This is a genomic window from Streptomyces sp. NPDC059003 (genome assembly GCF_042740445.1).
In the GTDB taxonomy this organism is placed as follows: Bacteria; Actinomycetota; Actinomycetes; order Streptomycetales; family Streptomycetaceae; genus Streptomyces.
Genome location: NZ_JBHYJH010000046.1, coordinates 1 through 14,521, shown reverse-complemented (window position 1 = coordinate 14,521; position 14,521 = coordinate 1). Strand labels below are relative to the sequence as shown.

Genomic DNA, 14,521 nt, shown 5'->3' with positions numbered 1-14,521 from the left:
TCAGCCGGGCTCGTCGCCGCCACCGTCCCCGCTGGCCCCACTGGCCCCACTGGCCCCACCGTCCCCACCGTCCCCACCGTCTTCGTGCCAGCCGAAGCTGCGCTCCACGGCCTTGCGCCAGTTGTGGTACTCGCGATCGCGCTCCTGGGCCTCCATGCCCGGCGTCCACTCGACATCGCGCTGCCAGTGGGCCTTCAGCTCGTCCAGGTCGTGCCACACGCCCGTCGCGAGCCCGGCGGCGTACGCGGCGCCCAGGCACGTCGTCTCGGCGATCCGCGGGCGGATCACGGGCACGCCGAGCACGTCCGCCTGGTGCTGCATCAGGAGGTTGTTCTTGGTCATGCCGCCGTCCACCTTCAAGGTGGTGATCCGCACTCCGGAGTCCTGGTACATGGCGTCGACGACCTCACGGGTCTGCCAGCTCGTCGCCTCCAGGACGGCACGCGCCAGGTGCGCCTTGGTGACGTACCGCGTGAGGCCGGTGACGACGCCGCGCGCGTCGGAGCGCCAGTACGGGGCGAAGAGCCCGGAGAACGCGGGCACGATGTACGCGCCGCCGTTGTCGTCCACGCTCGCCGCGAGCGTCTCGATCTCGTCGGCGGTCCGGATGATGCCCAGCTGGTCGCGGAACCACTGCACGAGCGCGCCGGTGATCGCGATGGACCCTTCCAGGCAGTAGACGGGCGCCTCGCCGCCGATCTTGTAGCCCATGGTCGTGAGCAGGCCGCTCTTCGAGGGCACGGGCCTGCTCCCGGTGTTGAGCAGCAGGAAACTGCCCGTACCGTACGTGTTCTTGGCCGTCCCCGTGTCGTAGCAGGCCTGTCCGAAGACCGCGGCCTGCTGGTCGCCGAGCGCGGAGGCTACGGGCACTCCGGAGAGCTGCCCGACGGCCGTGCCGTACACCTCGGCCGACGACCTGATCTCCGGGAGCACCGCCTCCGGCACGTTCATCGCCGACAGGATCGACGCGTCCCACTGGAGGGTCTCCAGGTTCATCAGCATCGTGCGCCCGGCGTTGGTGACGTCCGTGACGTGGACGCCGCCGTCGGTGCCGCCGGTGAGGTTCCAGATGAGCCAGGAGTCGATGGTGCCGAAGGCGATGTCGCCGCGCTCGGCGCGCGCCCTGAGGCCCGGCACGTTGTCGAGCAGCCAGGCCGCCTTGGGCCCGGAGAAGTAGCTCGCCAGAGGCAGGCCCGTCTGCTCGCGGAAACGGTCCTGCCCGTCCGTGCCGCCGAGTTCGTTGCACAGCGCCGACGTGCGGGTGTCCTGCCAGACGATCGCGTTGTGCACCGGTTTGCCCGTGGCGCGGTCCCACAGGACCGTCGTCTCGCGCTGGTTGGTGATGCCGAGGGCGCTGAGCTGGTCCGCCCGAAGGCCGGCCTTCGCGATGGCGCCCGCCACCACGGCCTGCACCTTGGACCAGATCTCGGTGGCGTCGTGCTCCACCCATCCTGGCTTGGGGAAGATCTGCCGGTGCTCGCGCTGGTCCACGGCGACGATGGCGCCGTCCTGGTTGAAGATGATGCAGCGGCTCGAAGTGGTGCCCTGGTCGATCGCGGCGACGAATTTCTCGGAGCTGTCCGTCATGGCTACTCCCGCTCAGAAGGCTGCGTTGTAGATGAGTCCCGCGAGGGCCCCGCCGATCAGCGGCCCGGCCACCGGGACCCAGGCGTAACTCCAGTCGGACGTGCCCTTGTTGGGGATCGGCAGGAACTGGTGGACGACGCGGGGGCCGAGGTCCCGGGCCGGGTTGATGGCGTAGCCGGTGGGGCCGCCGAGCGACAGGCCGATGCCGACGACGAGGAAGGCGACGATCAGGATCTGCGTGCCGGACTTGCCGAGCCCCTCGGTGAGCCCGAAGGCGAGGATCGGAAGGACCAGGCCGATGGTTCCGATGATCTCGGTCAGCAGGTTGGCGACCGGGTTCCGGATCTCGGGGATGGTGGAGAAGATGCCGAGCGTCGGCGTGGGCCCCCGCGTCCCCGCCGGATCCCCCTTGACGCCGCCCGGCACATTGGCGTGGAACTGCGCGAGGTACGCGAGGTACGCGAGGACGGCGCCCAGCATCGCGCCGACCATCTGCCCCGCCAGGTAGACCCAGACCTTGCTCCACTTGTCGGTGTCGATGGCGATCCCGAGCGTGACGGCCGGGTTGAGGTGACCTCCCGACAGCGGTGCGGCGGTGTACGCGCCCGCCATCACGCCGAAACCCCAGCCGAAGGCGATGACGATCCACCCGGAGGCCTTGGCCTTCGAGTGGTTGAGCGTGACGGCGGCGCACACGCCGGCGCCGAAGAGAATCAGAATCGCGGTGCCGATGACCTCACCGACGAAGATGTCCCCATTCGAGTACATGGCGGCTCCTAGGCCCTCGCCCGGGGCGAGCGGCCCCGGTACTCCGTGCAGGGTGCGTTTCCCACGACTACTGCCCGGTCACGGACGGCAGCGTCCGCCGCGGGCAAGGGGACTCCCGCGCCCCGGTCGGCCCCGGCGGGGGCGTGCCGTCACAGTCGCATCGCCCCTGGGGGGATGACCCGTTGAGCAGGCCCTTCTGGGCAGAGCCTGGGGGAGCGCACGGGCCCTGAGCGGCACGGAGCCGAAGAGTGGCGATGCCGACTGACACCGGGAAGTGTTCACCGGTGGTGATGGAGCGTCAAGGTCGCCGACGCCACCGGTTAACCGGCGCGACGCCTTCCACGGCGGAACGCCGCACGCGCCCGTCACGCCCCACCACGCGCCCGCTTCGGCGCACCGCGGGCCCTGACCTCAGCCGCCTCTCGACGCCCTGCCCTCCCGCCGCACCGCACCGGGACCACCGGTCTCACCGCACGGCGATCACCGAACTGCCGTGGCCGAAGAGCCCCTGGTTCGCGGTGATGCCCACGCGCGCCCCCTCTACCTGACGCGCGCCCGCCGCACCCCGCAACTGCCAGGTCAGCTCGCACACTTGGGCCAGGGCCTGGGCCGGGACGGCCTCTCCGAAGGAGGCGAGTCCGCCGCTGGTGTTCACGGGTATGCGCCCGCCCAGGGCCGTGGCCCCGGCCCGAAGGAGTTTGGCGCCCTCGCCCTCCTCGCACAGCCCCAGATCCTCGTACCACTGGAGCTCCAGGGCCGTCGACAGGTCGTACACCTCGGCCAGGGAGAGGTCCTCCGGGCCGATGCCCGCCTCCTCGTACGCGGCGTGCGCGATGGACGCCCTGAAGGCCCTCTCCGCGGGGCGGGCGGCGGCGGTCGAGTCGGTGGCGATGTCCGGGAGGTCGAGGACCGCGTTCGGATACGTCGGCGTGACGGTGGACACCGCGCGGATGCGCACCGGGTCGGCGGCGCCGTGCCGACGGGCGTACTCCAGGGTGGAGAGGACCAGGGCCGCCGCGCCGTCCGACGTCGCGCAGATGTCGAGCAGCCGCAGCGGGTCGGCGACGACGGCGGACGCGGCCACCTCGTCCGAGGTGACGGCCTTGCGGTAGCGCGCGTACGGGTTGAGCGCCCCCGCGGCGGCGTTCTTCACCTTGACCTGGGCGAAGTCCTCCAGCGTGTCGCCGTGCACAGCCATCCGGCGGCGGGCGTACAGCGCGAAGTACGCGGGGTTCGTCGCCCCGAGGACGCGGAAGCGGAGCCAGTCGGGGTCGTCCGGCCGGTCCCCTCCAGGGGGCCGGAAGAAGCCCTTCGGAGCCGCGTCGGCGCCGACGACGAGGATCACGTCCGCGAGCCCCGACAGGAGCTGCGCGCGTGCCGTGTCGATCGCCTGCGCCCCGGACGCGCACGCCGCGTACACGCTCGCCACGCGCGCGCCCTGCCAGCCGAGTGCCTTCGCGAACGTCGCCCCGGCCACGTACCCCGGATAGCCGCCGCGCACGGTGTCGGCGCCGACGATCGCCCCCACGTCCCGCCAGTCGACCCCGGCGTCCGCCAGCGCCGCGCGAGCCGCCGCCGTCCCGTACCTGACGAAGCCGTGCCCCCACTTGCCCCAGGGGTGCATGCCCGCGCCGAGCACCGCCACCTCGCCTGTCACGCCCTCACCCCCAGGGGCCGCCAGTGCCACGTCGTCCAGGTCGCGTCCGCGTCCTCATGGAGCACGCCGGGCACGACCTCCACCTCCATGCCGACCTCGAGATCGGCGACGGTCACACCCGGAGCCGCCTGGCCGAGCACCACCATGCCCTCGGCCGCGAGCTCCACAGCGATCAACGTGTAGGGCTGCCAGGGAAGTTCCGGGTCGGACACGTAGGGCGCGGGCGGGCGGTAGCGGCCGTCGGTGTACGACCACACCCGCCCGCGCCGCGAAAGGGCCACCTCCAGGAGCTCGCCACCCGCGCACCCGGGATTGCGGCAGAAGCCGTCCTCGCGTGGGAAGAACACCGCGGCGCACCGGGCACACCGCGTGCCCAGGAGCCGGAAGGCGTCCCCCTCTCCTGCGAACCAGTTGGCCACCACAGGCGTAGGCACTCGCGACAAGATCCCTCCAGGGCGCTGGATCTGACGGAACGTCAGAAGTCTGCCACGGGTGACGGCACGGCGTCAGCAGTGCGCCACGGGATCAGCGGCTACGCGCGGGGCAGGGAACGACGGGACACGGGGAAGTCGAAGTACGTGTCCGGGAACAGCTCCGGCTTGTACGTGAAGTGCCACCACTCCTCCGGCAGGTTCACGAAGCCAAACTTGACCAGTGTGCCGCGCAGGAGGTCACGATGCGCGCGCTGCTTGCCGGTCACCCGGGGATCGTCGGTGTGCGAGAGCGTGTCGAAGCAGTCGTACCCGGTGCCCATGTCCACGGAGTTGTCCGGGAACCGCTCCTTCTGCGGCGCGTAGCAGGGCGTCAGGGGCTCACCAGGGATGTACGGACGGGTGGGCGGAGCGGGCAGCCGCACGATCGTCAGATCGACCGTCGAGCCGCGGCTGTGCCCGGACTTCTTCGCGATGTACCCGTCCTCGAAGAGCCGTGACTTGTCGACCCGGGGATAGAACTCCCCCTTCATGCGCTCGTCGCGCACGTCCTCGGCCCAGCGCACGAAGTGATCCACCGCCCGCTGCGGCCGGTAGCAGTCGTACACCTTCAGCGAGTAGCCCTGGCGGAGCAGCGTCCGCTGCGCCTTGCGCAGTGCCTTCGCCGCCGGTTCGGTGAGGATGCACATCGGCTTCCGATAGCCGTCGACGCGCTCACCCACGAAGTTGTGCGGCGTGAAGTACCGGATGTCCTGGATGATCGTCGGGTCCACGTCTCTCAACGCGACGAACCCGTCCGGGGCGTGGGGATCGTCGTCCGCCCGGGCCGGCGCGGGTGCGGCGGCCACGGCGAGCAGAGCGGTGGCGGCCACGGCGAACTTCCGCGGAGCGGAGCCAAATGCTGTCATGTCCGTGCGTCTATCAGGATCCCGGTACTCCACGGAAGACCGACGCTCGGAGATCGGCTACAGTCCGCCGCGTGTCCCCAACCCAGCACCCCGCCGACTCCGCACCGGACTCCCACTGCACGAGCTGTGGCGCGCGCTACGGAGACCACGTGACAGGCTGGCCGCGCACCTGCGCCGACTGCGAGGCCGTGGCCTACCGCAACCCACTGCCCGTCGCCGTGGCCCTCCAGCCGGTGTACGACACGAAGGGCACCGCCCTCGTCACCGTGACCCGTTCCATCGCCCCCGCGCGCGGGGGCACCGCCCTGCCGGGCGGCTACGTGGACGACAGGGAGGACTGGCGGCACGCCGTCGTCCGCGAGCTCAAGGAAGAGACCGGCATCAGCGCCGCGAGCCGCGACGTGCGCATCGTCGAAGCGCTCAGCTCGCCCGACGGGCACCTGCTGCTGTTCGGGCTGCTCCCGGAGCGCCCCGCGGCCGACCTGCCGCAGTCCGCGCCCACGGACGAGACCGAGGGCTGGGAACTGCTGTACCGGCCCGCCGAACTCGCCTTCCCGCTGCACACGTCGGTGGTACGGGCCTGGTTCGAAGGACGCTACATCTGACACGGCCGAGAGGGGGCAGCTCTCACGAACACCCCCTCCGGAGCGGGCCGTCCGGCGGGCCACTTCGGCCATCCGACAGGTCACTTCGAAGAGGGCCGTTTCCGCGGCTGCGGAGCGTCGAGCCCGCGCACCCGCACCGGATACCCCACCTCACCGCTCGACTCCTCGCCCTCCCGCTCGACGAGCACCCGGTCATCACTCCAGCGCACCCCGAAGCGCTGGAGCTCCGGCTCGTCCCACCCGTCACCCGGGTCCGCGATCACCAGACCGCCTCCGGTACGCCCCTGTGCGGGCGCCCACACCTCCAGGGCCGGCTGCCCGTCCTCGTCCCGCACGGGCAGCACCGATCCGGCGCGGGCGAGCACCGGGACACGGGACAGCGGGGCCTCGACAAGGACCTGCCCCGGCCCCTCGTACGCGCGCCCCGTCACGGTGTCGTACCACCGCCCCGGAGGCAGCCGCACCCGCCGCTGCGTGGCCCCCTCCCACAGCACCGGAGCCACCAGCAGACAGTCACCGAGCAGGAAGGCGTCCTCGCAGTCCCGCAGCGCCCGGTCCTCCGGGGAGCCCCACCACAGAGGCCGCACATACGGCGCACCGGTGCGCCGCGCCAGATGCGCCAGCGTCACGAAGTACGGCAGCAGCCGTCTGCGCTCGACCAGCGCCACACGCGCGTGCTCAAGGACCTCGGGACCGAACTCCCACGGCTCCCTGCGCCCCGCCCGCAGCGCCGCATGCGTACGGAACAGCGGCAGATACGCGCCGAGTTGGAACCACCGCAGATAGAGCTCCGGCGAAGGGCTGCCGTCGAAGCCGCCCACATCGGGACCCGAATACGGCACACCGCACAGGCCGAGCCCGAGGACGAGCGCGAGCGAGGCCCGCAGCCCCGGCCACCCGGTGGCCACATCGCCCGACCAGGTCCCTCCGTAGCGCTGCATTCCCGCCCAGCCGGAGCGCGAGAAGAGGAACGGGCGCTCCCCGGGGCGCAGTTCACGCATCCCCTCGTAGCCCGCGCGGGCCATGCCCAACGCGTACACGTTGTGCCCCTCCCGGTGATCGCCGCCCCGGCCGTCCAGGGCGTGCCGGGCCGAGCGGGGCAGCGTCGTCTCCCCGAAGGCGGCGAACGACACCGGCTCGTTCATGTCGTGCCAGAAGCCCGAGAAGCCCTGCGCGAGCCGCTCGTCGTACAGGCCGCCCCACCACTTGCGCACCCGCCCGGCCGTGAAGTCCGGGAACACCGCGTCACCGGGCCAGACGAGCCCGCGCACGACCCGTCCGGCAGCGTCCCGCACGAACGCGTCCGCGGCCGCCCCGCCGTCGTACACGGCGTTGCCCGGCTGCGCCTTCACCGCCGGATCCACGATCGACACCAGCCGGATGCCGTCCCGGCGCAGATCCCCGGCGAGCTTCGGCAGCGAAGGGAAACGCTTTTTGTCGACCGTGAACACCTGGTGCGCGTCGAAGTGATCGATGTCCAAGTGGACGGCGTCCAGCGGCAACCCGCGCTCCTGGTACCCCGCGACGATCCGGCGCACCTCTTGCTCACTGCCGAAGCCCCACCGCGCGTGATGATGACCGAGCGCCCAGGTGGGCGGCACCGCCGGCGCACCCGTGAGCGACGCCCAGGAGTGCAGCACGCGCGCGGGGGTGCCCACCATGACCCAGCACCGCAGCGGACCACCCTCCATCCGCACCTCGCACGACCCCACCCTGTCGTGACCGGAACCCGCACCCTCCTCGCCCTCGCGCAGGGTCACCGTGCCGTCCCAGGTGTCGTCGTGGAACACCAGATGCGTGCCCCCGTCGGCGACCACCAACTGCACCGGCATCGTGATGTACAGAGGATCGTCACCGGGCTCGAACGAACCACCCGGATCCGTGTTCCACAACCGGTACGTCCCATTCCGCAACCGCGGCCCCGCCGCCCTGCCACCCAGCCCGAAGAACCGCGCGTCCGCCGCCACCTCGGAGCGCTGCACCCAGCGGGCCGTGCCGCCACCGACCGGCTCCCACCAGCGCGGCGGCAGATCGCGCCGCAGCATCACCCCACCGGGAGTCCGCAGCTCCACCGCCCCGTGCCGCGAGACGACCACCGTCGCCCGCTCCGACACCACCCGCCAGCCGCCCTCCTTGTCGGGCTCCAGAACCGCCCGAGGATCCGCCTCAGGACTGCCGCCCACCAGCGCGCACGACGGGCTCGGCTCGGCCCCGTCCCAGCCCCAGAACACCGCGCCGCCCGACGTGACCCGCACCCTCAGCTCGGAGCGCGCGAACCGCACCACCCCGCCACCGGGACCCGGCTCGACCATCGTCACCGGACCCGGCGTACGGGCCCGCTCGGTGCCCCGTACGGCCAGACCCGCCGCGTCGGCCCGCCGCCTACGCCACGCTGAGCGCACCATGCGCACCCTCTGGGCCGTATCGGAAAAACCGACTGCCTTCACCGAACGCACCAGGTCACGACCGTTCATGCTGCTCACCCTGCCACCGAAGGCGCGGCAGGTGCACCGCGTTCAACTGCCGTTCACCCAGGACGGCAACTCGGCGTCGCCGAACCGCCCCCGAGCGGCACACCCTGGTGCGTAAGTCGATCACATGGCATCGTCCTGTCAGCCGTGTCACGCGCACACCGAGCCCGTGCGCACGACAGACGCCCACGACGCGTACAGCCCAGGAGCAGCCCCATGTCCTCAGCGAACCCCTCGCCGCTCTGGCAGCCGGACCAGGAGCGGATCGCCGACGCACAGGTCACGCGCTTCCAGGCATGGGCGGCCGCACACCACGGAGCCCCCGCCACCGGCGGGTACGAGGCGCTGCACCGCTGGTCCGTCGCCGAACTCGACACCTTCTGGAAAGCCGTCACCGAGTGGTTCGACGTGCGCTTCACCACGCCGTACACGCGCGTGCTCGGCGACCGCGCCATGCCCGGCGCCACATGGTTCCCCGGCGCAACCCTGAACTACGCCGAGCACGCCCTGCGCGCCGGCGAGGACCCCGCGCGCGCGGACGACCCGGCCATCCTCCACGTCGACGAGTCGCACGAACCGACCCCCGTCACCTGGGCCGAGCTGCGCCGCCAAGTCGGCTCCCTGGCCGCGGAACTGCGCACGCTCGGCGTCCGCCCCGGAGACCGGGTCAGCGGCTACCTGCCCAACATCCCGCAGGCCGTCGTCGCCCTCCTCGCGACCGCCGCCGTCGGCGCCGTCTGGACCTCCTGCGCCCCCGACTTCGGCGCCCGCAGCGTCCTCGACCGCTTCCAGCAGGTCGAACCGGTCGTCCTGTTCACGGTCGACGGCTACCGCTACGGAGGCAAGGAACACGACCGCCGCGACACCGTCGCCGAGCTCCGCCGCGAACTGCCCACCCTGCGCGCCGTCGTCCACATCCCCCTGCTCGGCACCGCCGCCCCCGAAGGCGCCCTGGAGTGGTCCGCGCTCACCGCCGCGGACACCACCCCCGTCTTCGAAGCGGTCCCCTTCGACCACCCCCTGTGGGTGCTCTACTCATCCGGTACGACGGGCCTGCCCAAGGCCATCGTCCAGTCCCAGGGCGGCATCCTCGTCGAGCACCTGAAGCAGGCGGGACTGCACTGCGACCTCGGCCCGGACGACCGGTTCTTCTGGTACACCTCGACCGGCTGGATGATGTGGAACTTCCTCGTCTCCGGCCTGCTCACCGGCACGACGATCATCCTCTACGACGGCAGCCCCGGGTACCCGGACACCGGAGCGCAGTGGGGCATCGCCGAACGCACCGGAGCGACGCTCTTCGGGACGTCCGCCGCGTACGTCATGGCCTGCCGCAAGGCGGACGTGCACCCCGCGCGCGACTACGACCTGTCCCGCGTCAAGTGCGTCGCCACCACCGGCTCACCGCTGCCGCCCGACGGATTCCGCTGGCTGCACGACGCGTTCGCCGAGGTGACGGGACCCGTGTGGATCGCCTCCGTCAGCGGCGGCACCGACGTGTGCTCCTGCTTCGCCGGAGCCGTGCCGACGCTGCCCGTGCACATCGGCGAGCTCCAGGCCCCCTGCCTCGGCACCGACCTGCAGGCCTGGGACCCCCAGGGCAAGCCGCTCGTCGACGAGGTCGGCGAGCTCGTCGTCACCAACCCCATGCCGTCCATGCCGATCCGCTTCTGGAACGACCCGGACGGCAGCCGCTACCACGACAGCTACTTCGACACCTACCCCGGTGTGTGGCGCCACGGCGACTGGATCACCCTCACCGCACGCGGCTCGGTGGTGATCCACGGCCGCTCCGACTCCACCCTGAACCGCCAGGGCGTCCGCATGGGTTCGGCCGACATCTACGAAGCCGTCGAGCGCCTCCCCGAGATCCGCGAGTCCCTGGTCATCGGCGTCGAACAAGCCGACGGCGGCTACTGGATGCCCCTCTTCATCCACCTCGCCCCCGGCGCCGCGCTCGACGACGACCTGCGCGCCCGCATCAAGACGACCATTCGCGAACAGCTCTCACCACGCCACGTCCCGGACGAGGTCATCGAGGTCCCCGGCATCCCGCACACTCTCACCGGCAAGCGCATCGAGGTCCCCGTCAAGCGCCTTCTGCAAGGCACTCCGCTCGACAAGGCCGTCAACCCGGGCTCCGTGGACAACATCGACCTGCTCCGCTTCTACGAGCGACTGGCCCACGAGCGCGCCTGATTCTCACGCTCCGCGGCCATTGTCAGTGCCACCCGTTACGTTGAGTGAGCACTGATCGACTGACCGCAGGGGGAACCATGGGGCACACCCAGCACGACACGATGCGACGCGCCCTGCGCCGCGAAGTCGCCGGCACCATCGGCCTGTTGGCCGACGCGGAGGACTTCGCGGCGATGCGCCGCTACCGCACCTTCACCTTCGACGACCACGTGACCTACCTCAGGCAGGTGGAGGGACTGCTGAGGTCCCTGGCCTCGCAGGGTCGACTCACGAGCATCGCGCTCTTCGACCCGGAGGAGTACGAGGAGTTCTGCGCGGACACGGGCCTCGACCCGGACACCTCCGCCAGCCGCACCCGCTTCACCGCGGAACTGGCGACCGCGGCCCCCACCGTCGCGTACGAGGGCCAGGACTTCACCGACCTGGTCCCGGACCTCGTCGACGAGACCGTCCGGCAGAGCACCTGGGAGTACGCGACGATGCTCCTGGCCCGCATCGGCGCCTGCGCGGAGTGCGGCGTGGACATCGGCCGCGCCGCCTTCGCCCGCGCCTCCGACCTGCTCATGCGCGCGATCGGGACAGCGGGCAGCCGCGCCAGCCACCTCGTGTGCAGCGTCCCGTCCGACGGCCAGACACTGCTCGCGGCGCTGCACGTCACCATCGGCACCGACGGCAATCCCCACCTGGACGAGACCGAAGCCCTGGAGTTCACCACGGTCCTGGCGGTGGGCATCGCCACGCACAGCAACGGCGGCCTCGTGATGCGCACCAGCGACGACCCAGGAGAGCGCGTCCGCGGCTGGCGCCTGGAAGGTGAGCGCCTGCACCCCCTGACCGCGGCCGAAGTCTTCGACGCCTACTGCACCGACGCCCACTCCGGCGATCTCATCGCCCCGGAATCAGGCGTCGACTACTGCGCGGCACCCGACCTCGACGACGACGATCCCCCCGCAGGACACCGGCACTGAACGCCCGAGGGGCGCCCCACCAGTGGTGGAGCGCCCCTCGGAACAGCCCTCGTCAGCGGGCGTCGGCCCGGCTACTCGCCGGACAGCACCGCCTGCGCGGCCTTGCGCGCCTCTTCGGCGCTGTCCGCCGCCCGCGCGGCGGCCGCGGCACGCTCGCACTGGGCCAGCGTGTACTTGCCGAGCGTCGCCCGAACGTAAGGAATCGACGCGGCACCCATGGAAAGGGAGGTGACGCCCAGACCCGTCAGCACACACGCGAGCAGCGGATCCGACGCGGCCTCACCGCAGACGCCACAGCTCTTGCCCTCGGCCCTGGCCGCATCGGCCGACAGCGCGACCAGGTCGAGCAGCGCGGGCTGCCACGGGTCCTGCAGCCGGGACACGGCACCGACCTGGCGGTCGGCGGCGAACGTGTACTGCGCGAGGTCGTTGGTGCCGAGCGACAGGAACTCGACCTCCTGCAGGATCGAGCGCGCCCGCAGCGCGGCGGAGGGGATCTCCACCATCGCACCGAACTTGGCCTGCAGGCCCGCCTCGCGGCACGCGTCGGCGAACGCCTTGGCGTCGGCACGGTCGGCGACCATCGGCGCCATGACCTCGAGGTAGACCGGCAGCCCCTCGGCAGCCTTGGCCAGCGCGGTCAGCTGCGTCCGCAGCACCTCCGGGTGCTCCAGCAGCGACCGCAGGCCGCGCACGCCCAGGGCCGGGTTCGGCTCGTCGACCGGGGTGAGGAAGTCCAGCGGCTTGTCCGCACCGGCGTCGAGCACCCGCACGACGACCCGCCCCTCGGGGAAGGCTTCGAGCACCTTGCGGTACGCCTCGACCTGCTTCTCCTCGCTCGGTGCCTTGGAGCTGTCGTCGAGGAAGAGGAACTCCGTACGGAACAGGCCGACGCCCTCGGCGCCCGCTTCGACCGCGGCCGGCACGTCGGCGGGACCGCCGACGTTCGCGAGCAGCGGCACCTTGTGGCCGTCGGACGTGGCGCCCGGCCCGGTGGAGGCGGCGAGCGCGGCCTTGCGCGCGGCGGCCGCGGCCTCGAGCTCGGCACGCTTGTCCGCGCTCGGGTCCACGAAGATCTCACCGGTGCTGCCGTCGACGGCCACGACCGTCCCCTCGGCAAGCTCACCGGCGCCGGGCAGCGCGACGACCGCGGGCACGCCGAGCGCCCGCGCCAGAATCGCGCTGTGGCTGGTCGGCCCGCCCTCTTCGGTCACGAAGCCGAGCACGAGCGCGGGGTCGAGCAGAGCGGTGTCCGCGGGCGCGAGGTCACGGGCGATGAGGACGTACGGCTCGTCGCTGTCCGGAACACCCGGCATCGGCACGCCCAGGAGACGGGCGACGATACGGTTCCGCACGTCGTCGAGGTCGGCGACACGACCGGCCATGTACTCACCCGCACCCGCGAGCAGCTCGCGGTAGTGGGAGAAGGCGTCGTAGATGCCGCGCTCGGCGGTGCTGCCGACGGCGATGCGCCGGTCCACGTCGGCGATGAGATCCGGGTCCTGAGCGATCATCGCCTGGGCCTCGAGCACGGCCTGTGCCTCGCCACCCGCCAGGTTGCCGCGCGCCATGAGGTCGGCCGCCACAGCTTCGACGGCCTGGCGAGCGCGCCCCTGTTCGCGCTCGGCCTCCTCCGCCGCAATCTGCTTGGCCGGCGGTTCGAGCACCGCCGTTCCCATGTGCCGAACCTCGCCGATCGCCACTCCGTGGCTCACGCCGACGCCTCGCAGCGTTGTCTCCATTTCACCCGTCTCCGATAGTGCGACGGGCCCAGCCGCCGCGGTGGATGTCCTACCTGCCGTCGAGCACGGACGGCGCCGACGTCACTGCCAGCTGAAGAGAGCGTCGCCGGACTTCACGTCGCCGTCCTCGACGACGCCGGACAGGGACTCGGCCGTGGCCTCCAGGGCAACGATGGGGCACACGGGCGACTTGCCCGCGGCCTCGACGGCCGCCGGGTCCCAGCGCACGACGGCCTGACCGCGCTGAACGGTGTCACCCTTGTTGACGAGGAGCTCGAAGCCCTCACCGTTGAGCTGAACGGTGTCGATGCCCAGGTGCGTCAGCACACCGTGCCCCTCGGAGTCCACGACGACGAAGGCGTGCGGGTGGAGCGAGACGACGATGCCGTCAACCGGGGAAACGGCCTCGGAGGGCTCGCGCACGGGGTCGATGGCCGTGCCCGGGCCGACCATCGCGCCGGAGAACACGGGATCAGGTACCGCAGTGAGTCCGATGGCGCGTCCGGCGAGCGGGGACGTAACGCTGGTCATGGGAAGCCTCCCAGGGGTGGAGATTCGGAACCGCCGTCACTACCTGTCCTGGACGACGCACTGTTCAGAACTGTAAGTCATAGGAACTTCTCGTTCCGCTTCTGTACGGAGGCCCTGCTTGGCAGACGTAGAAGCGCTGCACAAACGATTTGCACCGGCCTGGACCCCCATGTAGAGTCAGGTTCCTGCCCAGGGCCGAGCGGCGCGATCAGTAAAGATCGGATCAGCGCCGAGGACCGGCAGCATCTATCGAGTCAGATCCTAATCGCGGGGTCTGGTTCCGTATGTCCACAGAAGATCGTGGTCAGAGGGACGAAAAAGACCTGATAGAGTTTGGAAACACCGAAGGGAAGCGCCCGGAGGAAAGCCCGAGAGGGTGAGTACAAAGGAAGCGTCCGTTCCTTGAGAACTCAACAGCGTGCCAAAAGTCAACGCCAGATATGTTGATACCCCGTCTACCGGACATCATGTCCGGTGACGAGGTTCCTTTGAAAAAGTCCTTCCGATTGCGGAAGGCACACAGCGAGGACGCTGTGGACCAGGGAGACTATTCCTCTCCCTGGTTCCGCTCTCGTGGTGTCACCGGGATATCCCGGAAACATTCACGGAGAGTTTGATCCTGGCTCAGGACGAACGCTGGCGGCGTGCTTAACA

The 14,521-nt window shown here is 71.0% G+C and carries 11 protein-coding genes; 3 read left to right on the top strand and 8 right to left on the bottom strand.

Annotated features, from left to right (window positions below):
• The 5 genes from glpK to ACFWZ5_RS18225 all read right to left on the bottom strand — a co-directional run bounded on the left by glpK (position 1) and on the right by ACFWZ5_RS18225 (position 5,351).
• Positions 1 to 1,587: a glycerol kinase GlpK gene (glpK, locus tag ACFWZ5_RS18245; RefSeq protein ID WP_384800678.1), complete on the bottom strand. Its 1,587-nt coding sequence runs from the start codon at positions 1,585 to 1,587 to the stop codon at positions 1 to 3.
• A 12-nt stretch (positions 1,588 to 1,599) separates the two neighbouring features.
• Positions 1,600 to 2,355, bottom strand: a complete 756-nt coding sequence (locus ACFWZ5_RS18240) for an MIP/aquaporin family protein (protein ID WP_384800675.1) — start codon at positions 2,353 to 2,355, stop codon at positions 1,600 to 1,602.
• Positions 2,356 to 2,821: 466 nt separating this feature from the next.
• The gene (locus ACFWZ5_RS18235) at positions 2,822 to 4,012 is read right to left on the bottom strand and encodes a lipid-transfer protein (protein ID WP_384800672.1); all 1,191 of its coding nucleotides are present in this window, start codon (positions 4,010 to 4,012) and stop codon (positions 2,822 to 2,824) included.
• Positions 4,009 to 4,434: a Zn-ribbon domain-containing OB-fold protein gene (locus ACFWZ5_RS18230; RefSeq protein ID WP_384800687.1), complete on the bottom strand. Its 426-nt coding sequence runs from the start codon at positions 4,432 to 4,434 to the stop codon at positions 4,009 to 4,011. The genes ACFWZ5_RS18235 and ACFWZ5_RS18230 overlap by 4 nt, the downstream gene beginning before the upstream one ends.
• 110 nt (positions 4,435 to 4,544) lie before the next feature.
• The gene (locus ACFWZ5_RS18225) at positions 4,545 to 5,351 is read right to left on the bottom strand and encodes a M15 family metallopeptidase (RefSeq protein ID WP_384800669.1); all 807 of its coding nucleotides are present in this window, start codon (positions 5,349 to 5,351) and stop codon (positions 4,545 to 4,547) included.
• 71 nt (positions 5,352 to 5,422) lie between these two features.
• Between ACFWZ5_RS18225 and ACFWZ5_RS18220 the strand changes: the two genes are divergently transcribed.
• The gene (locus tag ACFWZ5_RS18220) at positions 5,423 to 5,956 is read left to right on the top strand and encodes an NUDIX domain-containing protein (RefSeq protein WP_384800666.1); all 534 of its coding nucleotides are present in this window, start codon (positions 5,423 to 5,425) and stop codon (positions 5,954 to 5,956) included.
• An 80-nt stretch (positions 5,957 to 6,036) separates the two neighbouring features.
• Here ACFWZ5_RS18220 and ACFWZ5_RS18215 read toward each other — a convergent pair whose 3' ends face one another.
• Complete coding sequence (locus ACFWZ5_RS18215) at positions 6,037 to 8,430, bottom strand: glycoside hydrolase family 31 protein (protein ID WP_384800663.1); 2,394 nt, start codon at positions 8,428 to 8,430, stop codon at positions 6,037 to 6,039.
• A 213-nt stretch (positions 8,431 to 8,643) separates the two neighbouring features.
• Between ACFWZ5_RS18215 and ACFWZ5_RS18210 the strand changes: the two genes are divergently transcribed.
• Both ACFWZ5_RS18210 and ACFWZ5_RS18205 read left to right on the top strand, forming a co-directional pair.
• Complete coding sequence (locus tag ACFWZ5_RS18210; RefSeq protein ID WP_384800660.1) at positions 8,644 to 10,626, top strand: acetoacetate--CoA ligase; 1,983 nt, start codon at positions 8,644 to 8,646, stop codon at positions 10,624 to 10,626.
• A gap of 77 nt (positions 10,627 to 10,703) precedes the next feature.
• The gene (locus ACFWZ5_RS18205) at positions 10,704 to 11,594 is read left to right on the top strand and encodes a hypothetical protein (protein ID WP_384800657.1); all 891 of its coding nucleotides are present in this window, start codon (positions 10,704 to 10,706) and stop codon (positions 11,592 to 11,594) included.
• Positions 11,595 to 11,665: 71 nt separating this feature from the next.
• Here the strand turns inward: ACFWZ5_RS18205 and ptsP are convergent, their stop codons facing one another.
• Both ptsP and ACFWZ5_RS18195 read right to left on the bottom strand, forming a co-directional pair.
• Complete coding sequence (ptsP, locus tag ACFWZ5_RS18200) at positions 11,666 to 13,336, bottom strand: phosphoenolpyruvate--protein phosphotransferase (RefSeq protein ID WP_384800654.1); 1,671 nt, start codon at positions 13,334 to 13,336, stop codon at positions 11,666 to 11,668.
• 81 nt (positions 13,337 to 13,417) lie between these two features.
• The gene (locus tag ACFWZ5_RS18195) at positions 13,418 to 13,867 is read right to left on the bottom strand and encodes a PTS glucose transporter subunit IIA (protein ID WP_384800651.1); all 450 of its coding nucleotides are present in this window, start codon (positions 13,865 to 13,867) and stop codon (positions 13,418 to 13,420) included.
• Positions 13,868 to 14,521 lie beyond the last annotated feature (654 nt).